Raw genomic sequence first — 23,317 nt, forward strand, 5'->3', positions numbered from 1 at the left:
ATGGTACGATCAGAAGCCCAGGGGCGCCTTCCGGGGATCGCTCCTGTCTCCGTCATCGACATCGGCTCGAACTCCGTCCGCGTCGTTATCTACGAAGGCCTATCCCGCGCGCCGACCGTCCTCTTCAACGAGAAGGTGCTGTGCGGCCTCGGCAAGGGATTGGGTTCGAACGGCCGCATGGACGACGAGGGCGTCGCGCGCGCCCTGTTGTCGCTGAAGCGTTTTCGCGCTCTTTCCACCCAGGCCCGCGCCACCGAAGTCTACGTGCTGGCGACCGCTGCTGCTCGCGAAGCGTCCAACGGGCCGGATTTCATCCGCCAGGCGGAGGAGATCCTCGGCCAGCAGGTGCAGCTTCTCTCCGGCGAGGAGGAGGCGCGGTATTCGGCGCTCGGCGTCATCAGCGGCTTCCATGATCCCGACGGCATCGCCGGCGACCTCGGCGGCGGTTCACTGGAACTGATCGACATCAAGGGCAAGGAGTTCGGCAAGGGCATCACCCTGCCGCTCGGGGGGCTGCGGCTGTCGGAATCCTCCGGCAATTCGCTTTCCAAGGCGCGCACCTTCGCCCGCAAGCAGGTGAACACCGCGCGGTTCCTGGAAAACGGCGCGGGCCGCACCTTCTATGCCGTCGGCGGCACCTGGCGCAACATCGCCAAGCTGCACATGGAAATGAGCAAGTATCCGCTGCACATGATGCAGGGCTACGAACTGTCTCTCGAGGATATGCAGAAATTCCTCGACGAGGTGATTGCGGCCAAGGACAGCAAGGACCCCGCCTGGCAGGCCGTCTCGAAGAGCCGCCGTTCGCTGCTGCCCTTCGGTGCGATCGCCATGCAGGAAGTGCTGGCGGTGATGAAGCCCGCCAGGGTGAGCTTTTCGGCGCAGGGCGTTCGTGAAGGCTATCTCTATTCGTTGCTTTCCGACGAAGAGAAGGCAAGCGATCCACTGCTGGTTGCCGCCGACCAGCTCGCGATCCTGCGCGCCCGATCGCCCGAACACGCCCGCGAGCTTGCCGACTGGACCGGCCGCATGGTGCCGGCCTTCGGGATCGTCGAGACGGAAGAGGAAAGCCGCTATCGCCAGGCCGCCTGCCTGCTCGCCGATATCAGCTGGCGCGCCCATCCGGATTATCGTGGCCTGCAGGCGCTGAACCTGATCGCCCACTCCTCCTTCGTCGGCATCACCCATGCCGGCCGGGCCTATCTGGCGCTCGCAAACTACTACCGTTTCGAAGGCCTGCACGACGACGGCGCCACCGGCCCGCTGGCGACGATCGCGACGCCCCGCCTGCTCGATCTCGCAAAGCTGCTCGGCGGGCTGCTTCGCGTCGTCTACCTCTTCTCGGCATCGATGCCAGGCCTCGTCAACCACCTGACCTTCCGCCCGTCCTTCGAACCGGATCTTGATCTCGAATTCGTCGTGCCCTCCGCCTACCGCGATTTCGCCGGCGAGCGGCTGGACGGCCGCCTGCAGCAGCTGGCGAGGCTGACGGGCAAGCGGCTGGCGTTCCGGTTCGAGTAGGCCGGGCAGGGACGCATGGAACTGGGCCAGGCAAGTGCCGTCACCATGCCGGCCGCCTTCAGCACCCTCATTCGACCTGAGGGCTTACTCCGATTGGACGACTTCCCTGGCGACGCCGTTGATTTATTTTACGGCGCGTCAAAAGGGAGGAGATGGATGTCATACCTGCATATCTGGATCTGGGCCACGCTCGCGTTCGTCGTCTGCGCAACGCTGATGACGCTGGGTTACTTCAATATCGAAGGAAAGCTGCTCGCCCCGCCGCCCTTCTATCTGGAAACCTGGGCGGGACTGATGGCCTTCGTGACGGTGTCCGCCGCCTTCATCAAATGGCTGTTCAATTATCGCGGGTGAGGGGCCGCAGCCGTGCGTCAGGCCCTGGTCACGGGGAGTTTCGGGACCGGTCTGGCGAAAACAGCTGTAATGGTCCGTTTCGAACCATTCCCGAGATCAACGACCATGAACATCATCAGTTGCTCGTCACGAACGGCGAAAAGAACATCGAAAACTTTGTTGCTGTAGGTCGCGCCAGGCCGCATTTTCCACCGCCCCCGGCCGGTGGCGAAGTGTGCAGGGCCGTTTCGATCCGCTTGTACTGTTGCAGACCAACCGTTGTTTGCGCTGACAATAAGAACTGTGCCCTGCCTCACGATCCCAACAAAACAAGCTGCGCATGATCCCGCGTCGGAGGAAATCTGCTGCCATCGGCCGGAGAGTTGGACTTCCTGCGACCTCACTTCTTGCGAAGATAATAAAGCAAAGAAAGCGAACGAAATCAGTTTAAAAGCGAGGCGCACGTCTCTCTCCGCACAACCAAAAACATCTGTACTTGTCCACCTCGGCGATGAGGGCCGAGCCATCAGTCAGTCGCGCACGTTTCCATATACAATTCAAGGTCACATTGTTGGGCAAGGAGATGTCCTGCGTCCTTCGCATCGAGCAAATTAGCGGATCGCCGGAGGCTCGCGCCTGCCTACGGCCGAACCTCGAAGTAGGTTTCCTACCCGCCATAGACAATCGCTCGCGATTGCAACGACAGTGGAATTTTTCCGGTTGCGTCCGCCGGCATTTTCATGTGCATGCTCGCGAAACCGATATTATCCCCAACTGGCTGAGCAAGCTTGGATGTCTGTGAGCGCACCCCCTCGTGAGATCGGCTTTGTCCTGTTTGCCGGGCTGACCCAGCTTGATTTGACCGGGCCTTGGGAAGTTCTGACGCGGCTGCCGAATACGCGTTGCCATCTGCTGGCCGAGGGACGCGCTCCCGTTCGAAGTGCGAGCGGACTGAGTATCGTCCCAAGCATGTTGCTTGAAGAATGCGGTCAACTCGACATCGTTGTTGTTCCGGGCGGGCCCGGTCATCTCGATGCGATGCAGGACGAACGTCTTCTCTCGTTTCTACAGCGCCAGGAGCCCGGCTGCCAGTTCCTGATGGCCGCCTGGCACCGGAACGCTGGTGCTTGCCGCCGCTGGTCTGCTTCAGGGCTACGAGTGCACCACTCACTGGACGGCGCTGCATAGGCTCTCAGCTTTCGGAGCAATGCCCGTGCCTCAACTGCGGCATCCGCCAGTTCACGGCCGAGAGGAGCCTCGGTTGTCTGCGGTGGGGCGATGGGTGGCGTCATCAGAAATGCGCCATCCGCGCCCTTGAATGCAGCAATGAGATCCTTCTGAAAGCCAGGTTCAAGAGGGACTGTCACGATTTCGGCGCCAAGTTTCTCCAGGCTTAAAGCCGCAGCTGAGTCCTTTTTCCGGGTTAAAGCGCGGACACGGAAACGCTCGCTACGAAGGAGTGTCGCGGCTACGCTTCGCCCCTGTTTGCTCGTTGCCCCGACAATCGCGATAAGTGGCTTTTCTTTTGTGGACATCTTTGAGTTTAAACCTTTCCAGTCACTGGCGGCCGACGACGCAGGCAAGCTCACGTTGCGGCAAGAGCTGTCAGCCCATGCCGCCACCTCAATGACGAACACCCTAACTCAATACATTTTATTGCTGTAGATGTGCGGAATACATAATATAATGCCATTTTATGGATGAATGGTCGCCGGCGAATCGCCGGTGTAGCCACTGCTCTATCCCCATGTCCCAAACAAAAAGAGCGCCCGGCTTTCGCCGGACGCTCTTCGCTGTTGGCACGTCTGCTGCTTACTTGGCAGACAGGAATTCGCCGACTTCGAGTACGCTGAACTCGTTGTTGTCGGCCCTGTCGACGGCGCGGCCTGCCGAGAAGGGCAGGTTATTGTCGTTGCCGATGATGATGTGGGCGGCGTCGATCACGTCGACGTTCTCGATCGTCACGAACGGCATGTCGTAGACGCCGGCGACACTGCCGGCCTTCTTCTTGTTGTCCGGGTCCTGGATGTTCATCAGGTCGATATAACCGATCTTGCGGACGGCCTTGCCGACATTGGCGTCGTTGAACTCGATCTTGTAGACGCGCTTCAATTCGGCCGGAGCGTCGAAGCAATCCGGCTTCGGCTGTTTCGGATCGGCGCAGGCCTTGTCCTTGGTGCCGGCGCCGTTGTCGCGCTCGATCACGAGGGCGGTCGAGGCGTCGATCATGTTGAAATCGCCGATCGCGGCGCCCTTGTCGGCGAACGGATACAGCCACGAACGGCCGGTCCACTTCTTGGAGGCGACGTCGAATTCGATGACGCGGATGGCGGTCTTGCCGTCGGCCTGCTCGACCTGGCCGTCGTCCTTGTAGAGCGGGCCTTCGAGCAGGCCGTAGAGCTTGGAGCCATCCTTCGCCATAGCGAGGCCTTCGAAGCCTCCGGAACGCTTCAAGTTGAAGACCGGCATCTTGGCAGCGGGGTTGCCCGGCAGCTGGATGAGCGGGTTGTCCGGCGAAAGCACCGGCTTGCCGTCGACGGTGGTGGCGATGACGTCGGTAAGACGGCCCTGAATATCGAACTTGAGCAGGTAGGGGCCGAATTCATCGCCGAGCCAGAAGCCATCGGCGACCGGCTGTACGGATTCGATGTCGAAATCGGCGCCGGTCAGGTAACGGGTTTCGGTGGCTTCGGTGACGATCGGAAACGGAGCGATCTTGTTCGGATCGGAGAGGAAGACGTTCTTGACGACTTCAGCCTTGTTGGCGGCCCAGTCGAACTTCATCTGGTGCAGGAAAAGCATCGAGTCGGACGAGTTGAACTTCGAGCCGAAACCGTTATCCGACAGCGTCCAGAAGGTGCCGTCAGCCATGGTCTTGATGCCGGAAAAGCCCTGGATCGGCTGGCCGTCGAGCGGCAGCTTGACGTCGGTGATGCGGGCGCCGTCCTTGCCCGGCAGGGTGCCGAGGGTGTCGGTGCGCTTACGGTCGGCGGTGGTGAACTTGCCGGAGGTCTTGAGGAACGCCGGCGCATCGGCCGGAGCCGGAACGACCGTGTTGGCGGGGAGGATTGCCTGGCCGGTGAGCTTGGCCGGAAAAACCTTGTCGTCAGCAGAAGCGGAGCCGCCGATCAGCGCGGCAAGCGCTACGGTGGCGAACAGAATTTTGGTCATGGGATCACCTGTTGGTTGGCGTGTCAAAGACGCCAACCGGTTAAGGTGAGTGCATGACGGTGAGGTGATGGAAGATTGACGCTTCGATGAAGCTTTGATGACTGAAATTTCACAAAGGCCGGCGGCCTCAGGCGCTCCTGCGAAGCGCCATCCAGCGGCCCGGCGTCATGCCGAACGTCTTCTTGAAATGACGGGTGAAATGCGCCTGGTCGGCAAAGCCCGTATCGGCCGCGATATCCGCCAGGCTGCCGCCTTGTGACAGCAGGACCTTCGCCCGGTCGAGCCGGCGCATGACGAGATAGCGGTGCGGACTGGTGCCGAGAAGCTTTCGGAACTGCCTTGCGGTCGTGTAGCGATCGAAACCGCTGACTTCCTCCAGTTCCTCCGAAGAAACCGTCCGGTCGGCGTTCGTCTGCAGGTAATCGCGGCAGCGCAGAACCGCCTGTTGTGCCCGCGGCGTGCCGGCAACGCTGCCCTTGCCGTCGGCATGGTGCCAGAGACTTGTGGCTATGCGGCCGATCAGGTCGTCGAGCAGCAGGTCCTGCGGCTCGGCCGCGAGATCGTCCAGGGCTTCGAAAAGACACTGCCGGAATTCCGCATCCGCTATGATGGGATCCGGCACGAAGGGCAGGCCGCGCGAACCGCCTGCCGCCTCGATCAGCCGTTCCGGCGGCAGGTAGAGCATGCGATAGCGCAGCCCGGCATCGGTGCCGGCCGCACCGTCATGCACCTCGTCCGGATGCAGCACGATGACATTGCCAGGCAGGCTGGCGCGGGCGGCGCCGCGATACTGGAAGGTCTGCACGCCGGAAAGCGTCAGCCCGATCGCATAGGTGTCGTGGCGATGCGGCTCGAAACCGAGCCCATGGAAGCGGGCCTCGATCCGCTCGATGCCGCGCGAGGAGGGCGCCTGGACGATGCCGTCAGGCGCGCCGCTTGCGCTGCCGTCGGGCGCGCCTCTTGCACTGCCGCCGGCGGTGGCTCCCGAGTTGCACGAACGTTCAAGACCGGCCGCATCGGCTGCCGCTATCTCGTCGGTCCCTGCATGGCCTTTGGCATAACCTTCGACGGAGTTGTTCTTCATGTTCGATACCAAGATCGCGATCGTGCTTCGCGATGACCTCGCCCCCTGGCAGGAGCTCAACGTGACCGCGTTTCTGACGAGCGGCATCATCGCGCAAAATCCCGCAATCATCGGTGAAGCATATCGGGATGCGGCAGGTCATGTCTACAATGCGATGAGCATCCAGCCGATCGTGGTGCTGACCGCCGACAACGAGACGCTGCGCACCATCCACCAGCGCTCGCTGGAACGGGAGGTGACGACGTCGGCCTATATCGAGGAAATGTTCTCGACGGGCCATGACGCGGCCAACCGCGAGGTATTCGCGCAGTTTGCGCCGGAGGATGCGAAACTGGTGGGCATTGCACTCCGGGCCGGGAAAAAGATCGTCGACAAGATCACCAAAGGCTCGAAAATGCATGCCTGACGGCTAAGAACATGGTCTTCGGAATGACCCAGAGCGCGGCGATCGGCGTGGTCGAGGCCACCACATAGGCGGCGATGCTAAGGAGCAGGTAGTTGAGCCAGGCGATGTGCTTTGCCGTCATCAGGCCCGGCAGGGCAACCAGCAGGTTGGCGGCGCAGATCACCCGGACGATCGGGCGAATCCAGAGCGGCGAGAAGGCTCCGAACCCCGACGCTTCCATCAGGGCGATGAGAAGCAACGACAGGAAGACGGCAATCGCCACCAGCACGCGAGAGGATGGGAGAAGCCTCATCCGAAGCTCGCCAGCCAGTGTTTGCCCACATAGTCGCCGGGGATATAGGGCAGGGCGCTTGTCACGAAATGCTGGGCGGTTGTTGGGTCAAGCGATTGGGGCATGGCTGGGCTTGCGTTGAAAAGCGTTTGATCAGGCGATATCATGGATAAACGAATTGTATCGAGCCGGAGGTGCTATGATGCATGCCATCACCATATCCCTGTCCGACGAACTGATGCGATTGCTCAAAGCGCGCGCCGCAAAGAACGGACGAAGCGTCGAGGCTGAAGTGGAGAAAATCCTGACCGACGTTTTGCTGCCAGATTTGAAGGCTACGCAAACCCCAAGTAGCCAGCATAGATTTAACGCTGACTGATCGCCTCACGGTGACGCAGCGATGGAGTTAAAGCTCCACCGCCTCGACCTTCTTGTTGACGAAGCGCAGGGCCACGCCGCCGTTGATCAGTTTGAGCGCTGTTTCGCCGAAGAGATCGCGGCGCCAGCCGGAAAGGGCGCCGACATTGGCGGCCTCGCCCTCGGCGGCGATCCTTTCGAGATCGTCGGTATTGGCGATGATCTTGGCGGCGACGCCCTGCTTGTCGGAGATCAGCTTCAGGAGAACCTTGAGCAGTTCGACCGCAGCGGCGGTGCCTTCCGGGACATGCACATGTTTCGGCGCATGCGGCATCTCGGTCTTCGGCAGGGCGAGCGCGGCGTTGACGGCTTCGATGATGGCGGCGCCGGAGGCGGAGCGCTCCCAGCCTTTGGGAATGGTGCGGAGCCGCGACATGGCTTCCACGTCCTTCGGCTGCTGCTGGGCGATCTCGTAGATCGCATCGTCCTTCAGCACGCGGGAACGCGGCACATTGCGGCTGCGCGCTTCGCGCTCGCGCCAGGCAGCGACAAATTTCAGAACGGCGAGTTCGGTCGGCTTGCGCAGGCGCGACTTGAGGCGCGCCCAGGCGTCGTCCGGATGCAGGTCATAGGTGCCGGGAGATTCCAGCACGGCCATTTCCTCGGTCAACCACAGGGCGCGGCCTTCCCGTTCAAGCTGGGCTTTGAGGAAGAGGTAGACGTCGCGCAGGTGGGTGACGTCGGCCAGAGCATATTCGAGTTGCTTGTCGGACAGCGGCCGGCGGCTCCAGTCGGTGAAGCGCGACGACTTGTCGATATGGACGTCCTTGATGCGGCTGACGAGCTGGTCGTAGGAGACCGAATCCCCGAAGCCGCAGACCATGGCGGCGACCTGGGTGTCGAAGATCGGATGCGGCACCAGATTGCCGAGATGGTAGACGATTTCGATATCCTGGCGGGCGGCGTGAAACACCTTGGTGACGGCGGGATTGGCCATCAGCTCGAAGAAGGGTTTCAGGTTCAAGCCCTTGGCGAGCGGATCGACAAGGACTTCGACAGTCGGGCTCGCCATCTGGATGAGGCACAGCTCGGGCCAGAAGGTCGTTTCCCTGAGGAACTCGGTGTCGATGGTGATGAAGTCCGATTGGGCCAGCTGGATGCAGGCTTCTTCGAGTGCGGCGGTCGTTTGGATCATCGTTTCATTCACGTGAGGGTGATCAACCTTCCTTCTCCTTCCGGCCGCATATGTCAATACGGAACGGTGCTTAACCTTTACTGGCGCTCGTCTTTCTCGGGCGGGCCGGCAAGCCTGTTGAAATAGGCAGACGTCCGAAGCAGCGAGCGGAAACGCCAGGAACGCTCCGATGGCGGCACCGAGGCGCGCGCCCGCATCCGCCTCAGCGTGAAGATCATGAAGCCGAGGAAAATGAACGAGGTGTAGGCGAAAAAGGCGCGGGGTCCGTAATATTGCAGCAGGATCGAGGCGAGCAGCGGCCCGATCGTCGCGCCGACCGACCAGTAAAACAGCAGGCCGGCCGAGACCAGCGCATGCTCTCCCGGCTTGGCGTAGTCGTTGCCATGCGCCGAGCACAGCGAATAGAGCGGCATCGAAAAGGCGCCGAATAGGAAGACGCTGACGATATTGGCGGTCTCGCTGGTGCCCGCCCCGAAGGAGAGGTAGGCGCCGGTGACGATCGAGCCGATCGTCGTCCACAGGATGACGCGGCGCCTGTCGAGCCGGTCGGAATAGATGCCGAGCGGATATTGCAGCACGACGCCACCGATGATGCCGGCGCTCATGAAGGTGGCGATCGAGGTGATGCTCATGCCGATCTCCGCTGCATAGATCGGCCCGATATTGCGGAAGGCGGCCATCGACAGGCCGACCGAGATGACGCCCACCACCGCGAGCGGCGAAATCCGCCAGACGGCCTTGAGGTCGAAAGCGATTGCCTGCGGCGGCGCAGGGCTGGATTTGTCGGCGATCGAGATCGGTACCAGCGACAGGATCAGCGCGATCGTAATGATGTTGAAGATGAACGGGCCTTCGATGCCGACGGTCGGGATGATGTATTGCGCCACCGTCACCGAGCCGAGATCGACGAAACGGTAAATGGAGAGCGTGCGGGCCCGGTTGGCATTGGTGACCTTGGCGTTGATCCAGCTCTCGACCGTCGCAAACAGGCTGGCGACCGCAATGCCGGTCACGAAGCGCATCGCGAACCAGAAGGTCGGGTCGACGATCATCGACATGCCGATCGACGCGGACGCCGTCACCGCGGCCATCGCCGAGAAGGTGCGGATATGGCCGATCTGCCTGAGCAGCCGCGTGACATACATGCAGCCGAAGGCGAAGCCGATACTGTAGCCGGCGCCGATCATGCCGATGGTGGAAGGCGAAAAGCCCTCAGCCGAGCCGCGCAGCGCGATATAGGTGCCCTGCAACCCGTTGCCGCCGATCAAAATGCCTGCGGTGACGAGGAGGGGGATCAACGGACGGATATGGCTCATCGGGGGAGGGCTTTGCGCGGGAATCGGGAACGGTTTTGGGCGGTTCTACCCGTTCTATATCCCGAACGGCCGGTGGGGCACAGCGATAAGCGACACCTACGAATTTTATAGAGGGCAGGCCGCAAAATGCGGTGCCTTCTGCAATTTCTCGTCGACGACTGTCGGAACGATGCCGCCTCAAACGTCAATTTCGTGCCACCGTTGTTCGTCTGACCTGAAAGGATGCCCATGCTGCCCGATACGCTCGAAGTCATTACCCTTTTCGTCGACGATATCGACGAGGCGAGGACCTTCTATCGAAAGGTCTTTTCGCCGCAGATCGTCTATGAGGATGAGGTTTCCTCGGTTCTTGAATTTTCGAACCTGATGATCAATCTGCTGCAGGTGACGCAAGCGCCTGAGCTGGTCGAGCCGATGCCGGTTGCATCGCTCCGTACCGGCGCGAGCTTCCTCCTCACCATACGGGTAGACGATGCCGACGAGGTCTGTGCCAGGCTGGGGGACCTTGGCGTCTCCCTGCTGAATGGGCCGATAGATCGGCCCTGGGGGCGCCGGACCGCGGCCTTTGCCGATCCTTCGGGGCATGTCTGGGAGGTCGCGCAGGTATTGAAGCCTGCCGACTAGCTCACCGGCTCTGGCCTTGCCGCTGTTGTTACCCTAATCCGAGGGAAAACGGAGGCGCCAGAACATGAGTCCCATCCTCATCGTCATCTTTCTCGCGGCAGCGGCGGCTCGAATCGCGAGCGTCGTCGTCTCGAAACGCCACGAGCGGATTTTGCGCGATGAGGGCGCCGTCGAGCATGGTGCGTTGAACACCCGGCTGCTGGCACTTGCCCACGGCCTGTTCTATCTCGCGGCGTCCGGCTGCTCGGCCCTGTCTGGACGGTGAAGATCATGATCGCCAGGAACCATCCGGTCAGCCGGCACTGGCTTTTCCGTAACCTTCGGCATCCGAACTATTTTCTGAACATCCTGCCGGAACTCGTCGGTTACTCGCTGATCTTCCATGCCTGGCTCACGCTTATGACCGGGCTACCGGTCTATCTGGTGATCCTGATCGTCCGCATCGTCCAGGAGGAGAGGGCGATGCGCGGCCTGTTCGGAACCGCCTCGGCGTCCTGACCTGCCGCCCGGAATCCCGCCGATCCTTCACGGCGTTTTGGGGCCAAGGTCGGTTCTACCTTGACAAAGCATGTCCATCATGCGCTTTTCCCGCCGATTTTCCATAAAGCCGGCAGGCCGTGCCATGCACGCCAAAAGACCGCAAAACCTACCAGTCCAGGATACTGAAATGCACCGTTACCGCAGCCATACCTGTGCCGCCCTCAAGAAGTCCGACGTCGGATCGACCGTCCGCCTGTCCGGCTGGGTGCATCGCGTGCGAGATCACGGCGGCGTGCTGTTCATCGACCTTCGCGACCATTACGGCATGACCCAGGTCGTCGCCGATCCGGACAGCCCCGCCTTCAAGACCGCCGAGATCGTCCGCGGCGAATGGGTGATCCGCATCGACGGCCTCGTCAAGGCGCGCTCGGAAGACACCGTCAACAAGGGCATGGCGACCGGCGAGATTGAACTCTACGCCCAGGAGATCGAAGTGCTCTCCGCTGCCAAGGAACTGCCGCTGCCGGTGTTCGGCGAACCCGACTATCCGGAAGACGTTCGCCTCAAGTACCGCTTCCTCGACCTGCGCCGCGAAACCCTGCACCGGAACATCGTCAAGCGCACCCAGATCATTTCCGACATGCGCCGCCGCATGGGCGAGATCGGTTTTGCCGAATATTCGACGCCGATCCTAACCGCCTCCTCGCCGGAAGGCGCGCGCGACTTCCTGGTGCCCAGCCGCATCCATGAAGGCAAGTTTTTCGCCCTGCCGCAGGCGCCGCAGCAGTACAAGCAGCTGTTGATGGTTGCCGGTTTCGACCGTTATTTCCAGATCGCCCCCTGCTTCCGCGACGAAGATCCGCGCGCCGACCGCCTGCCGGGCGAATTCTACCAGCTCGACCTGGAAATGAGCTTCGTCACCCAGGAAGACGTCTGGAACACGATGGGTCCTGTGATGACCGGCGTGTTCGAACAGTTCGCCGAAGGCAAGCCGGTCACCAAGGACTGGCCGCGCATTCCCTATGACGTGGCGATCCGCAAATACGGCTCCGATAAGCCTGACCTGCGCAACCCGATCGAGATGCAGGCCGTCACCGACCATTTCGCCGGCTCCGGCTTCAAGGTGTTCGCAGGAATGATCGCTGCCAACCCCAAGGTCGAAGTCTGGGCCATCCCGGCCAAGACCGGCGGTTCCAGAGCCTTCTGCGACCGCATGAACGCCTGGGCGCAGTCGACCGGCCAGCCGGGCCTCGGCTACATCTTCTGGCGCAAGGAAGGCGACAAGCTCGAAGGCGCCGGCCCGCTCGCCAAGAACATCGGCGAGGAGCGTACCGAAGCGATCCGCACTCAGCTCGGCCTCGAGGATGGCGACGCCTGCTTCTTCGTCGCCGGCGACCCGGCCAAGTTCTACAAGTTCGCAGGCGAAGCCCGCACCCGCGCCGGCGAGGAACTGAACCTCGTCGACCGCGACCGTTTCGACATGTGCTGGATCGTCGACTTCCCGTTCTACGAATGGAGCGAAGAGGAAAAGAAGCTCGATTTCGCCCATAACCCTTTCTCCATGCCGCAGGGCGGCATCGAGGCGCTGGAAAACCAGGATCCGCTGACGATCAAGGCATTCCAGTATGACGCGGTATGCAACGGCTTCGAAATCGCCTCCGGTTCGATCCGCAACCAGTCGCCGGAACTGATGGTCAAGGCCTTCGAAAAGGTCGGCCTCAGCCAGGCGGATGTCGAGGATCGCTTCGGTGGCATGTATCGTGCTTTCCAGTACGGCGCGCCTCCGCATGGCGGCGCTGCCTTCGGCATCGACCGAATCGTCATGCTGCTCGTCGGCGCCAAGAACCTGCGCGAAGTGACGCTGTTCCCGATGAACCAGCAGGCACAGGACTTGCTGATGGGCGCCCCGTCGCCGGCCACCCCGCAGCAGCTGCGCGAACTCGCCATCCGCGTCATGCCGACGCCGAAGAAGGACTGAGTTCTCTGAACAACAGAAAAGCCCGGCCAAGCGCCGGGCTTTTTGATTCAATCTCTGAGGATGACCGGCCTAAATGTCGGCAGCGACGGCCTTTTTCAGGTCGAGCGTGAACTGGCCCGACATGCCTTCGAGCGTCGTATTGGTCAGCCCCACCAGCGTGACTTTTCTCGTCAGGTCCATGAACCAGTGGTGACCGTAGACGCCGCCCCATTGCAGCGAGCCGGGGGAAACCGGCAATCCGGCCTTTGCTGGATCGAGTATGATCGCCCAGCCGAAGCCGAACCCGAAACCGGGCCGCGTCGGCTCCAGCAGATCGCCGATCTGGTTGGTCGTCATCTGCCGAACCGTCTTTTCCGACAGTAGCGGTGCGCCGCCCTTGGCGATGGTCTCGAGCACGGTCAGCACGTCGGAGGCGGTCCCGGCCATGCCTCCGCCGCCGGAATGGAAGGAGGCGGGGTTGAAGATCCGGTCCGGCACGAATGTCACCGATCCGTCGAGCGCCCGGACCTTTTCCGTCTCGCCCATGCGTTTCGGCTCGGGCGAACCGTCGACGTAAGGCGCCGCGAGCCGGCTGCGGTCGACAACGGTGAAGCCGGTATCGGAAAGGCCGAGCGGCCGCATCACCAGTTCAGTGACCGCCTCGCCGAGGCGTTTGCCGGTCTCCTTTTCGATGACGCCACCGAGCACGTCCATCGACACCGAATATTGCCAGCCAGTGCCGGGGGCGAAGAGCAGCGGCACAGAGGCGATGCGGCGCAGGTTCTCGTCGAGCGAAAGGCCCGGCCGGTCGACGCCGTCGGAGACGCCGGCGCGGACGTAAGGTCCTTCTTCCAGGTGGAAACAATAGCTGAGGCCGGACGTGTGGGTGAGAAGATGCCGGATGAGGATCACCGGTTCTGAGCCGTCCTCAAGGCGCGGCCGGAAGTCCGGCAGCCATTTCGTCACCGGATCGTCGAGGCCGATGCGGCCCTGTTCGATCAGCCGCATGGCGGCGATGGTGACGATCGGCTTGGTTATCGAGGCAAGCCGGAAGATCGTGTTCTCTTGGGTCATGAGGCCCGCTTCCCGGTCCGCCAATCCGGCGGCGCGGCGGTAGACGATCTCGCCGTCCCTGGCGATCATCACCACAGCACCGACGAGACGCCTGGAGGCGAGCGCGCTGTCGATCGCGGCCTCGATCGTGGGGAAGGGTATCTGGGCCGATGGATGGATTGGCAAATTCATGGGACAAAACCTTCGCTAAAGACGCTTTTATCTAGGGTCGCCTCGGCGAGGGGGCGATCCGGTCGGCCACAAAAAACATTGGGCGACATGCTGCAGACGATCGCAGACGACGGAACTGTTCAGTTTCATATTCTCGATCAGCCGCCAGCCGGGAGCCGATCAAATGGACCTAGGCAGCAAGTCGGGCTGTCCCTGTCTCATCACCGCAATCTTGTCGCTTGCGCCCACCCGTGGCGTCAAGACGCCGCCCCCTGGCTTTCCCGAGCGTCGGGCGAATAGGGGAACCATATCCGTGCGCTTTTGTTGTTAGGGCAGGCAGAAGCATAGGAGTTACGACATGCACAAGACCCTATTGGCCGCGTCGGCGGTCCTGATCGCACTCTCCGGTGCAGCTTACGCCCAGACGACGATCATCACCCAGGATCCGGTCACCACCAATTCGGCGGTCGTTCTGCCGGGCGAAGTTCGCACCTATGTCATGGAGCAGAGCGTTCCGTCGGTTTCCTATCAGGGCGACATCACCGTCGGGACCGCCCTTCCGGATACCGTCGAGGTGCATCCGGTCGATGGCTACGACAACTACGCCTATACGGTCGTCAATGACCGCCGCGTCATCGTCAATCCACAGACCAGGACCGTCATCCAGGTTCTGGAATAATTTCATCCGGCTCTTTTCGAGCAACAAAAAACCCGGCGAGCGATCGCCGGGTTTTTTTGTTGGCGGACGCATGGTCCTCAGTCGTTGGCGGTGACCTTGACGCCGAGGACGTTCGGAAGCGTGTTCGGCGCGCCCATCGCGGCACCCATGATCATCGGGAAGGGGACGGCATCGGCCGGTTCCGCGGTGATCGTGAAGCTGCCGGGCTTGTCGAGATAGGTGTTGACCGCAGCGCTCACCATGTTCTGCAGTTCCGGCACGTTGTACTGCGCCAGCATCATCGGCGTCATGCCCTTCAGCATCTGCGCCATGGCTTCGCCTGTGGTGCCCTGGCTCTTGCCGGCGTAGTCGAGCGCCTTCTTGGTAATGCCGGCATCCTCGAAGCGGATTTCGGCGCTGTTGAAGGTGAGGCGCTGCATCAGGCCGAGCATCGCAAGGCCCGCGGCCTGCTGTGCTTCTTCCTTGTTCGGATTGGCTTCCATCGCCTTGGCCGTTTCGTTCGCGGACTTGATGAAGTCGAGCGTGTAGCCGGATACGCTGAAGGCGAGATTGAGCTTGCCGACCTTGGCGAAATCGATCGCGTATTCGTCGATCTCCAGATTTCCGTCCGCCAGTGTCCAGCTTCCCGTCATGTTCACCTTGCCGTCGATCGAAGTGACGCCGAGCTGCTGCAGCGTGTCCTTCGCCTGGGCGTCGTCGACGAGGCTAAGGTCGCTCTTGACCCCGTTGATCTGAAGGTCGAAGCCGACGGAGGAGCTGTCGTCGGCGACCTCGGTGGTGAGGTTCATCCCATCGACCGAAAAGGCCTGCTTGCCGTCGACGGCGGCGGTCATCTTGCCGATATGCGCTTCGTCATAGAGCATGATCGCATCAAGGCCGTCGCCGCTTGGATTGCCGGGGACGGTAAGGCCGCTGATCGCGATGTCCGAGGCGGTGAAGACCGTCTTGTCCTGGCTGGTGTTGACGTTGTCGAAAGTGACCTTCTCGACCGTGTAGCCGCCGTTATTCTCTTCGACGCCCTCGAACTTGACGGTGCCGAGCGGCAGGCTCTGCTTGCCGGCCTGGACCAGCAGCTTGGCATTGGCGAGCGTCACGTTCGACCCGCTGACGGTGGCCTTTTCAGCCGAGAAGCCGGCGCCGCCCTGGATCGAGAGCGCGCCGTTGATCTTGGCGACGAGATCGTTGCCGTCGAGCGCGAATGCCGGGCCGGCGAAAATCGAAAGCGCTGCGCCGGCGAGCAGAAGCCGGGCCTTGGTGGAGTATTGCATCGGAGTTCCTCCTGGCGGGCGATGGTCCGGCCCGCGTTCCGTTAGGGTTTTGTCGATAGTTCGGTCTGCTTGTTCGCGGCACCTTATAGGCAAGCCGGGTAAAAGGTTTATGGCTTTGTTCCACATTCCTTTCGTCAAAATTGCGGCTGACGATTCAGGGTAAATCAAACACTGATTTTAGTCCGGGAAAAGCCTTCATCCACAGGCTGTCGCCGGTACTTTCTTGCCGAGAATCGGGCTTTCCGCTAGTCAAGGCCCATGGGAAAAAATCTGACACCACCCGGCGGCGACGGCGGCGACAACATCCTGCCTGTCGATCTGAAAGCAGCGCTCGAAGAGCGTTACCTCGCCTATGCGCTTTCGACCATCATGCACCGCGCGCTGCCGGACGTGCGCGACGGCCTGAAACCCGTCCACCGCCGCATCGTCTATGCGATGAGCGAGATGGGCCTGCGCCCCAACGCCGCCTTCCGCAAATGCGCCAAGATCGTCGGCGAGGTGATGGGTAATTTCCATCCGCACGGCGACCAGTCGATTTATGACGCATTGGCGCGCCTGGCGCAGGATTTCTCGCAGCGTTATCCGCTCGTCAACGGCCAGGGCAATTTCGGCAATATCGACGGCGATAGCCCGGCCGCGATGCGTTATACCGAGAGCAAGATGACAGCGGTTTCCGAACTGCTGCTCGAGGGCATCGACCAGGACGCGGTGGATTTCCGCGACACCTACGACGAATCGAACTCGGAACCGGTCGTACTGCCCGGCGCATTCCCGAACCTGTTGGCCAACGGCACGTCTGGCATCGCGGTCGGCATGGCAACGTCGATCCCGCCGCACAATGTCCATGAGCTTTGCGACGCCGCGCTGCACCTGATCAAGAACCCGTCGGCGACCATCGAAGACCTGATGGCGGATCCGGCCGAGCCTGCCAAGGGCGGCATCGAAGGCCCGGACCTGCCGACCGGCGGCATCATCATCGGCAGCCGAGAGTCGATCGTCGAGGCCTACAAGACCGGTCGCGGCGGTTTCCGCGTCCGCGCCCGCTGGGTGATCGAGGATCTCGGCCGTGGCGGTTATCAGATCGTCGTCACCGAAATTCCGTTCCAGGTGCAGAAGTCGCGCCTGATCGAAAAGATCGCCGAACTGCTGCTCGCCCGCAAGCTGCCGCTGCTCGAGGACGTGCGCGACGAATCGGCCGAAGACGTGCGCGTCGTGCTGGTGCCGAAGAGCCGCACGGTGGATGCGACCCTGCTGATGGAATCGCTGTTCAAGCTGTCCGAGCTGGAAACCCGCCTGCCGCTCAACATGAACGTGCTCTCCATGGGCCGGGTGCCCAAGGTGATGGCGCTCAACGAAGTGTTGCTGGAATGGCTGGCGCACCGCCGCGACGTGCTGGTCCGCCGCTCGCGCTTCCGGCTGGCGGCGATCGACCGGCGCCTGGAAATCCTCGGCGGCCTGCTGATCGCCTACCTCAACATCGACGAGGTAATCCGCATCATCCGCGAGGAAGACGAACCGAAGCCTGTCATGATGGAGCGCTGGTCGCTCTCCGACATCCAGGTCGAGGCGATCCTCAACATGCGGCTGCGCGCATTGCGCAAGCTCGAAGAGTTCGAGATCCGCACCGAGCACGAGAACCTCACCAAGGAGAAGGCGGATATCGAATCGCTGCTGGCTTCCGAGGACAAGCAGTGGCGGGTCATCGAGCACGAGATCCAGGACGTCCGCAAGAATTTCGCCAAGGGCCGCGGCAAGCCCTACGCGCGACTGACGACCTTTGCCGATGCGCCGGATGCGGATATCGACGCGATCAACCAGGCGATGATCGAGAAGGAACCGATCACCGTCGTCGTCTCGCAGAAAGGCTGGATCCGCGCGCTGAAGGGACATATCTCGGATACCTCGACGCTGACCTTCAAGGAAGGCGACGGGCCGAAGATCGCGTTTACCGCCCAGACGACCGACAAGCTGTTGCTCGTCACCACCGGCGGCAAGGTCTATACGCTCGGTGCCGACAAGCTGCCGGGCGGTCGCGGCCACGGCGAGCCGATCCGCATCATCGTCGACATGGAGAACGACCAGGACATCCTGACCGCCTTCGTCCATGATCCGCAGCGCAAGCTGATCGTCGCTTCCACCGCCGGCAACGGTTTTATCGTCGCCGAGAGCGAGATGATCGCCAATACCCGCAAGGGCAAGCAGATCATGAACGTAGCCATGCCCGACGAGACCAAACTGGTCGTGCATGTTTCGGGCGATCACGTCGCCGTCGTCGGCGAGAACCGCAAGCTGCTGGTCTTCCCGCTGACCCAGCTGCCGGAAATGACCCGTGGCAAGGGCGTGCGCCTGCAGCGCTACAAGGACGGCGGCATTTCCGACATCCGCTGCTTCACCATGGCCGACGGCCTTTCCTGGGAAGACAGCGCCGGCCGCTCGTTCACCCGCAACAAGGACGAACTGCTGGAATGGATCGCCGACCGCGCCACCGCCGGCCGCGCCGTTCCGAAGGGCTTTCCGCGGAGCGGGAAGTTCGCAGGGTGATCAGCTTTTGGCGAGTGCGCTGAGGGCTACGTGATATTTCCTCATCGCCATTTTGGCGGCGAGGAGCTGACGCTGGAAATCCTTATCCGATATCGTCTTGGGATCGAAAAGCTCGATCCCAGTATCGTCGATATGAAGCTCCAATACTTGGCCTTCCTTCCAGCCAAGACGGTCAAGGATATCCTGGGGCAAGGCGATGCCGTGGTCTTCGCCGATCTTCTGAATAGTGATCTTCTGAACAGTGCTTTTCGCGTTCATCGTCAGCCACCTATAGTAGTGTGGAGACGCTACCACATATAAGGGCGCTCGCGAATATCAAATCGCTTGCGAGGCTACCGCCCTGGCCCGCAACCTCTCCACCCGCCGCATCTGCCAGGCCGAATAACCGATTAGCGCCAGCACGAGGATCGAGCCGCCCAAGAGCGTGCGGGAGGATGGGATCTCGGAAAAGATCAGCCAGACCCAGATCGGTGCGAGGATGGTTTCGAGCAGGTAGAACATCCCGACTTCGGGGCCGGAGAGATATTTCGGGCCGGTTGCAAGACACCAGAAGGCGAGCGGCATCATGATCGCGCCGTCGAACATCACCCAGATGGGATCCGCCACTGAAAAGCCGCCCGTGCCGGCAAGCGAAGACGCGCCGACGAACGAGAGCCCGATCGTTGCCGGTATGATGGTCGCGACGAGCGGCACGAAGCCCATGTCGATGCGGGCCGCCCGGCTGAGCGTGATCGCCAGAGCCAGCAGGAACGAAGCGGTCGCCGCGAGGATGTCGCCAAAAATATGCCCGCCGGCAAGCCCGCCCGAGACGATCAGGCCGACGCCGAAAAACATCACCAGCATGGTGACGAGTGTCGAAGGCGAGGGGCGCTCCTTGAGGACCAGCCAGCCGAGAACGGCGGCATACATGGGCGTGAAGGCGACGATGAAGACAACGTTGGCGGTCGCCGTGTTGAACACGGCGCCGAGGAAGGCGATCGTCGAAATACCGTAGCAGAAGCCGGCGGCAAGACCCGCCTTTCCGGGGATCAGCACCGGACGGGTCGAGCCGAAGCGCCGGACGAGCAGCCACAGGATGATGGCGGCGGCGAAGGTCGCGGTGCTGCGCAGCACGACAGTCGACCACATTTCGCCATGCCCGAGCCGCACCAGCGGCACGTCGAAGGAGAGCGCAAGGCCGCCGATTGCGGTGAGCACGAGGCCCTTTTTATGATCGTTCATGGGATGATTTCAGATGTCCGTGGCGGGATCGAAGATTTCCCAGCCGCGCGGGGTCAGGTGTTCCTGGGGCTGGAACCGGGTCTTGTAGCCCATCTTCGCCGAACCCTTCACCCAATAGCCGAGATAGACATGCGGCAGGCCGAGCGTCCTGGTGCGGGCGATATGGTCGAGGATCATGAACGTACCGAGCGAGCGCTTTTCATACTCGGGATTGAAGAAGGAATAGACCATCGACAAGCCGTCGCTCATCATGTCGGTGAGTGCTACGGCGAGCAGCTCGCCCTTCGGTTCGGCGCTGATGCCGGAGCCCGGCTCGCGGCGGCGGTACTCGATGATGCGGGTGTTGACATGCGTGTCCTCGACCATGATCGCATAGTCGAGCGCCGACATGTCGGACATGCCGCCCCGCTGATGGCGGTCGTCGAGATAACGACGGAAGAGCGAGAACTGTTCGGTGGAGGGTTGCGCGGGGTAGACCGTCGCGATCACGTCGCGATTGGTGGCAAGGACCCGTTTCATCGAGCGCACGGGCTCGAACTCGTGAGCGAGGATGCGCACGGAAATGCACGCGCGGCATGATTCGCAGGCCGGCCGATAGGCGATGTTCTGCGAACGGCGGAAACCGCCCTGGGTCAGTAGGTCGTTCATCTCGGCGGCGCGAGCGCCTACCAGGTGAGTGAAGACCTTTCGCTCCATTTCACCCGGGAGATAGGGACAAACTGCCGGGGCCGTCAGGTAGAACTGCGGTGAGGGCGTTGCCTGGGTATTCATTGCGTCGTGGCAGTCCGGTCTTTAGGGTCGTAATGTCATACCATGGCGCATAAAAGTAAAACGTCAACCATATGCTGCGGCAGGCAGCAGGCTAGTGCCATAAACTTTCGGCCAGTAGCGTAATCGTTACGACGTACGCACCACGACAGTGCCGAGCAGCAGGTCGTGCACGAGGCGCGAACGCTCGATGAACAGGCCCGCGAGCAGAATGAGCGGGGTCAGCACCGAATTGATGATCCAGAAGATCACGGTGTGGGCCATAGCGGTGAGGAAATCCATCCGCCGGCCGTCGAGCCGCACCATGGCGAGCCCCATGGCGCGCATGCCGGGCGAAGCTTGAGCCGAGCCGCCGAGCGTCATCCCGAAATAGAGAAGCGCGACGATCACGAACAACACCGGATAGAGCATGAAGCCGAGGCCGAGCGTGATGATGCCGAGGAAAAACACCACGACGGCAGCCGGAATGCACAGCAAGAGCACGATCACATAGTCGATGATGAAGGCGAACACCCGGCGAGAAAGAACGCCACTATAGGCGCGCCAGTCGTCCGGTGCGGCATAGGCCGGGTTCGGGTCGAGGCTCATCGTTTCAACATCTCCTGTTTCTCCCCGATGATATGGGAAGAGACCGCCGCGGCAACAAGGCTTATCCGTTTTTCGCCAGCTTCCTGGCCACGTCCATCGCAAAATACGAAAGAATCCCGTCGCAGCCGGCGCGTTTGAAGCAGAGCAGCGTCTCCATCATGATCCGGTCGCCGTCGATCCAGCCGTTCATCGCGGCGGCCTTGATCTGCGTGTATTCGCCGGAGACCTGATAGGCGAAGACGGGAAGGCCGAACGCTTCCTTGATGCGCCAGCAGATGTCGAGATAGGCGATGCCGGGCTTGACCATCAGCATATCGGCGCCTTCCTCGACGTCGAGGGCGGCGTCCCGCACCGCTTCGGTGCCGTTAGCCGGCGAGATGTAATAGCTGTTCTTGTCGCCCTTCAGGAGACCGCTGGTGTTGATCGCCTCGCGATAGGGGCCGTAGAAGCCGGACGAAAATTTGGTCGCGTAGGACATGATGCCGACATCCTGGTGGCCGCTCGCATCCAGCCCGCGGCGGATGGCGCCGATCCGGCCGTCCATCATTTCCGACGGCGCGATGATGTCGGCGCCGGCATCCGCCTGCATGACGGCGGCGCGGACGATCTGGTCGACCGTCTCGTCGTTGACGATGATGCCGTCCCGGAGGATACCGTCATGGCCGTGGCTGGTGAACGGATCGAGCGCCACGTCGGTGATGACGCCGATATTCGGCACGGCTTTCTTGAAAGCGGCGGTCGCCTGGTTGATCAGGTTGTTGGCGACCAGGCTGTTGGAGCCGGTCTCGTCGCGCAGTTCCATCTCGATATCGGGGAAAGTGGCGATCGCCGGAATACCGAGATCGGCCGCTTCCTTCACCGCCTCGACCGCCTTGTCGACGCTCATGCGGTTTACGCCCGGCATGGCGGTGATTGGATCGACGATGCCGGTGCCCGGAACGATGAAGATCGGCCAGATCAGATCGTCGACCGTCAGCCGGTTCTCCTGCACCAGCCGACGCGTCCAGTCGGCCTTGCGGTTGCGCCGCATGCGGCGGTGGCCGGTGATCTCGTCGACCAGATGCGTCTTGTCCATGGCAAAGTCTCCAACTTCTCTTCCCGTGCGCGCGTCATTATCATGCAGCACGCCATTTGCGAATGGGAACGATCGCCGCAGTTGAGGCCCGGGCTAGATCCAGAGATCGTTTTGAGCCGTACGTTCGCCGCCCTCGTTGCCGGTGTTCAAAACGCCACGCGGCTCGATCACCATCATCTTCACCTCCTTTTCAGCGAACGGCTTGTGCTGCACCCCCTTCGGCACCACGAACATTTCGCCTGGACCGATGTGAACGCTGCCGTCGCGGAAGTCGATCCGCAAATGGCCTTCGATAACCATGAAGGCTTCATCCGTTTCCGGGTGATCGTGCCATATGAAATCGCCTTCGATGCGGACGAGCTTGAACTGGTAGTCGTTCATTTCGGCGACGACGCGCTGCTGCCAGAGATCGGGTATCCGTGCCAGCTTCTCGGCGAGGTTTATTGGCGTATGTGAAAAGTTCCGCTGGGTCATGCCTTCTCCTTTGATTGACGGCAAACCCTATCAGGACAAGGCGCGGGGCTCTTGAACGATCGTGCAGACGACAGGCTGGTACTGGCGGGCGGCGACCGTGGCGGCTAATGTAGTCCCATGGAACCCGATTCACTCACGGTGCCGAAGCGCACGCTGACCGAAATTCTCTACGTGGCCTTCCTCAGGCTGATCGCGATCGCCTGTTTCTGGTTCGGCCTGCAATATTGGGCGATGCTGGTCGGTTATTCGCTGAAGGGCATGGCCCGCTTCGATCTGCTGACGCTTCCCTGGAAGGTGGCGGCGTCTTCGCTTGCCGTGCTGTTTCCAGTCGCCTCGCTTGGCCTCTGGCTCACCGTTTCCTGGGGGCCTGTGCTCTGGACGATCGCTGCAATCTCGCAGGTGTCGATGTATATCGTCTGGCCGGAGATTTTCGGACACAACCGGCTCGTGCCTCTCATGCACGGCCTCGTCGCAGCGCTCTATGTCGTATTTCGGCTCTCACTATGGGTCGAGGCGCGCCGCAAGGCGGAGCGCGTAAGGATTGATTCACCTTGAAATTAAAGCTTTGACGGCCTGAATTGACCAGAAATTCGCCGCTAAGTGATTGATTTATTTTAAATCTGAATGATCGCATCCCAGGCCGGCAAGGGCGGGCCGGGATTCGAACGAACGCGTTAAGCGCTTGTTAAGCCTATGTTTTAAGTCGAATTTTATGCGTATTGGATAGTGTCTGTCTCAAGGCGGGAAGAAACAAACACCGCCAA

At 61.5% G+C, this 23,317-nt stretch carries 26 protein-coding genes and 1 pseudogene; 12 read left to right on the forward strand and 15 right to left on the reverse strand.

The window, feature by feature from the left end; genetic code table 11:
- Both ppx and AC1DLT_RS18735 read left to right on the forward strand, forming a co-directional pair.
- Positions 1-1,521 (forward strand): exopolyphosphatase, encoded by a 1,521-nt coding sequence (gene ppx / locus AC1DLT_RS18730; protein WP_038541796.1) that lies wholly within the window; start codon positions 1-3, stop codon positions 1,519-1,521.
- Positions 1,522-1,677: 156 nt separating this feature from the next.
- Complete coding sequence (locus AC1DLT_RS18735) at positions 1,678-1,875, forward strand: hypothetical protein (protein ID WP_477487749.1); 198 nt, start codon at positions 1,678-1,680, stop codon at positions 1,873-1,875.
- Between the two features lie 17 nt (positions 1,876-1,892).
- On the opposite strand, the gene AC1DLT_RS18740 is transcribed toward AC1DLT_RS18735, so the two are convergent.
- Complete coding sequence (locus AC1DLT_RS18740; protein WP_157885100.1) at positions 1,893-2,318, reverse strand: hypothetical protein; 426 nt, start codon at positions 2,316-2,318, stop codon at positions 1,893-1,895.
- Between the two features lie 328 nt (positions 2,319-2,646).
- On the opposite strand from AC1DLT_RS18740, the gene AC1DLT_RS18745 reads away from it, so the two are divergent.
- Positions 2,647-3,042, forward strand: coding sequence for a DJ-1/PfpI family protein (locus AC1DLT_RS18745; RefSeq protein WP_477487750.1), 396 nt, complete (start codon positions 2,647-2,649; stop codon positions 3,040-3,042).
- Positions 3,043-3,068: 26 nt separating this feature from the next.
- On the opposite strand, the pseudogene AC1DLT_RS18750 reads toward AC1DLT_RS18745, so the two are convergent.
- The 3 genes and pseudogenes from AC1DLT_RS18750 to AC1DLT_RS18760 all read right to left on the reverse strand — a co-directional run.
- Positions 3,069-3,389: pseudogene (locus AC1DLT_RS18750) on the reverse strand (NmrA family NAD(P)-binding protein); the annotation flags it as partial.
- A 277-nt stretch (positions 3,390-3,666) separates the two neighbouring features.
- Positions 3,667-5,025, reverse strand: a complete 1,359-nt coding sequence (locus AC1DLT_RS18755; RefSeq protein ID WP_477487751.1) for an esterase-like activity of phytase family protein — start codon at positions 5,023-5,025, stop codon at positions 3,667-3,669.
- Positions 5,026-5,152: 127 nt separating this feature from the next.
- Positions 5,153-6,109, reverse strand: coding sequence for an AraC family transcriptional regulator (locus AC1DLT_RS18760; protein WP_477487752.1), 957 nt, complete (start codon positions 6,107-6,109; stop codon positions 5,153-5,155).
- Between AC1DLT_RS18760 and AC1DLT_RS18765 the strand changes: the two genes are divergently transcribed.
- A complete protein-coding gene (locus tag AC1DLT_RS18765) occupies positions 6,108-6,515 on the forward strand; it encodes a DUF2000 family protein (protein ID WP_477487753.1) in 408 nt (135 codons plus the stop codon). The two genes, AC1DLT_RS18760 and AC1DLT_RS18765, sit on opposite strands and share 2 nt — an antisense overlap.
- Here AC1DLT_RS18765 and AC1DLT_RS18770 read toward each other — a convergent pair.
- Positions 6,487-6,807 carry a hypothetical protein gene (locus AC1DLT_RS18770; protein WP_477487754.1) on the reverse strand — a complete coding sequence of 107 codons (321 nt, stop codon included), beginning with the start codon at positions 6,805-6,807 and terminating at the stop codon, positions 6,487-6,489. The two genes, AC1DLT_RS18765 and AC1DLT_RS18770, sit on opposite strands and share 29 nt — an antisense overlap.
- Positions 6,808-6,985: 178 nt before the next feature.
- On the opposite strand from AC1DLT_RS18770, the gene AC1DLT_RS18775 reads away from it, so the two are divergent.
- Complete coding sequence (locus tag AC1DLT_RS18775) at positions 6,986-7,165, forward strand: FitA-like ribbon-helix-helix domain-containing protein (protein ID WP_247032072.1); 180 nt, start codon at positions 6,986-6,988, stop codon at positions 7,163-7,165.
- Between the two features lie 27 nt (positions 7,166-7,192).
- Here AC1DLT_RS18775 and rnd read toward each other — a convergent pair whose 3' ends face one another.
- Both rnd and AC1DLT_RS18785 read right to left on the reverse strand, forming a co-directional pair.
- The gene (rnd, locus tag AC1DLT_RS18780; RefSeq protein ID WP_247032074.1) at positions 7,193-8,338 is read right to left on the reverse strand and encodes a ribonuclease D; all 1,146 of its coding nucleotides are present in this window, start codon (positions 8,336-8,338) and stop codon (positions 7,193-7,195) included.
- 77 nt (positions 8,339-8,415) lie between these two features.
- Positions 8,416-9,654 (reverse strand): MFS transporter, encoded by a 1,239-nt coding sequence (locus AC1DLT_RS18785; RefSeq protein WP_477487755.1) that lies wholly within the window; start codon positions 9,652-9,654, stop codon positions 8,416-8,418.
- Positions 9,655-9,876: 222 nt separating this feature from the next.
- On the opposite strand from AC1DLT_RS18785, the gene AC1DLT_RS18790 reads away from it, so the two are divergent.
- The 4 genes from AC1DLT_RS18790 (at position 9,877) to aspS (ending at position 12,736) form a co-directional block, all read left to right on the forward strand.
- Positions 9,877-10,278 (forward strand): VOC family protein, encoded by a 402-nt coding sequence (locus tag AC1DLT_RS18790; protein WP_477487756.1) that lies wholly within the window; start codon positions 9,877-9,879, stop codon positions 10,276-10,278.
- Between the two features lie 64 nt (positions 10,279-10,342).
- Positions 10,343-10,543 carry a hypothetical protein gene (locus AC1DLT_RS18795; RefSeq protein ID WP_477487757.1) on the forward strand — a complete coding sequence of 67 codons (201 nt, stop codon included), beginning with the start codon at positions 10,343-10,345 and terminating at the stop codon, positions 10,541-10,543.
- Between the two features lie 5 nt (positions 10,544-10,548).
- Positions 10,549-10,776, forward strand: a complete 228-nt coding sequence (locus tag AC1DLT_RS18800) for an isoprenylcysteine carboxylmethyltransferase family protein (protein ID WP_477487758.1) — start codon at positions 10,549-10,551, stop codon at positions 10,774-10,776.
- Between the two features lie 169 nt (positions 10,777-10,945).
- On the forward strand, positions 10,946-12,736 hold the full coding sequence (aspS, locus tag AC1DLT_RS18805) for an aspartate--tRNA ligase (protein ID WP_038541821.1): 1,791 nt from the start codon (positions 10,946-10,948) through the stop codon (positions 12,734-12,736).
- A 69-nt stretch (positions 12,737-12,805) separates the two neighbouring features.
- Here the strand turns inward: aspS and AC1DLT_RS18810 are convergent, their stop codons facing one another.
- Positions 12,806-13,960: a serine hydrolase domain-containing protein gene (locus tag AC1DLT_RS18810; RefSeq protein WP_477487759.1), complete on the reverse strand. Its 1,155-nt coding sequence runs from the start codon at positions 13,958-13,960 to the stop codon at positions 12,806-12,808.
- 337 nt (positions 13,961-14,297) lie between these two features.
- On the opposite strand from AC1DLT_RS18810, the gene AC1DLT_RS18815 reads away from it, so the two are divergent.
- On the forward strand, positions 14,298-14,618 hold the full coding sequence (locus AC1DLT_RS18815; RefSeq protein WP_038541825.1) for a DUF1236 domain-containing protein: 321 nt from the start codon (positions 14,298-14,300) through the stop codon (positions 14,616-14,618).
- 77 nt (positions 14,619-14,695) lie between these two features.
- Here the strand turns inward: AC1DLT_RS18815 and AC1DLT_RS18820 are convergent, their stop codons facing one another.
- Positions 14,696-15,886 (reverse strand): hypothetical protein, encoded by a 1,191-nt coding sequence (locus AC1DLT_RS18820; protein ID WP_477487760.1) that lies wholly within the window; start codon positions 15,884-15,886, stop codon positions 14,696-14,698.
- Between the two features lie 258 nt (positions 15,887-16,144).
- Between AC1DLT_RS18820 and parC the strand changes: the two genes are divergently transcribed.
- Positions 16,145-18,427, forward strand: coding sequence for a DNA topoisomerase IV subunit A (gene parC / locus AC1DLT_RS18825; protein WP_477487761.1), 2,283 nt, complete (start codon positions 16,145-16,147; stop codon positions 18,425-18,427).
- On the opposite strand, the gene AC1DLT_RS18830 is transcribed toward parC, so the two are convergent.
- From AC1DLT_RS18830 to AC1DLT_RS18855, 6 genes are all read right to left on the reverse strand, one after another.
- The gene (locus AC1DLT_RS18830) at positions 18,428-18,685 is read right to left on the reverse strand and encodes an AbrB/MazE/SpoVT family DNA-binding domain-containing protein (RefSeq protein ID WP_477484648.1); all 258 of its coding nucleotides are present in this window, start codon (positions 18,683-18,685) and stop codon (positions 18,428-18,430) included.
- A gap of 57 nt (positions 18,686-18,742) precedes the next feature.
- Positions 18,743-19,648 (reverse strand): DMT family transporter, encoded by a 906-nt coding sequence (locus AC1DLT_RS18835; RefSeq protein ID WP_247032087.1) that lies wholly within the window; start codon positions 19,646-19,648, stop codon positions 18,743-18,745.
- A 9-nt stretch (positions 19,649-19,657) separates the two neighbouring features.
- A complete protein-coding gene (locus AC1DLT_RS18840) occupies positions 19,658-20,419 on the reverse strand; it encodes an arginyltransferase (RefSeq protein ID WP_247137305.1) in 762 nt (253 codons plus the stop codon).
- A 126-nt stretch (positions 20,420-20,545) separates the two neighbouring features.
- On the reverse strand, positions 20,546-21,004 hold the full coding sequence (locus AC1DLT_RS18845) for an RDD family protein (protein ID WP_247137304.1): 459 nt from the start codon (positions 21,002-21,004) through the stop codon (positions 20,546-20,548).
- 61 nt (positions 21,005-21,065) lie between these two features.
- On the reverse strand, positions 21,066-22,079 hold the full coding sequence (gene hemB / locus AC1DLT_RS18850) for a porphobilinogen synthase (protein ID WP_247032091.1): 1,014 nt from the start codon (positions 22,077-22,079) through the stop codon (positions 21,066-21,068).
- Positions 22,080-22,172: 93 nt separating this feature from the next.
- The gene (locus tag AC1DLT_RS18855; protein ID WP_477487762.1) at positions 22,173-22,553 is read right to left on the reverse strand and encodes a cupin domain-containing protein; all 381 of its coding nucleotides are present in this window, start codon (positions 22,551-22,553) and stop codon (positions 22,173-22,175) included.
- A gap of 117 nt (positions 22,554-22,670) precedes the next feature.
- Between AC1DLT_RS18855 and AC1DLT_RS18860 the strand changes: the two genes are divergently transcribed.
- Positions 22,671-23,108, forward strand: a complete 438-nt coding sequence (locus AC1DLT_RS18860; protein WP_038585526.1) for a DUF6163 family protein — start codon at positions 22,671-22,673, stop codon at positions 23,106-23,108.
- The last annotated feature ends 209 nt before the right edge of the window (positions 23,109-23,317 follow it).

The sequence above is a fragment of the Neorhizobium sp. 05N33 genome, assembly GCF_056397445.1.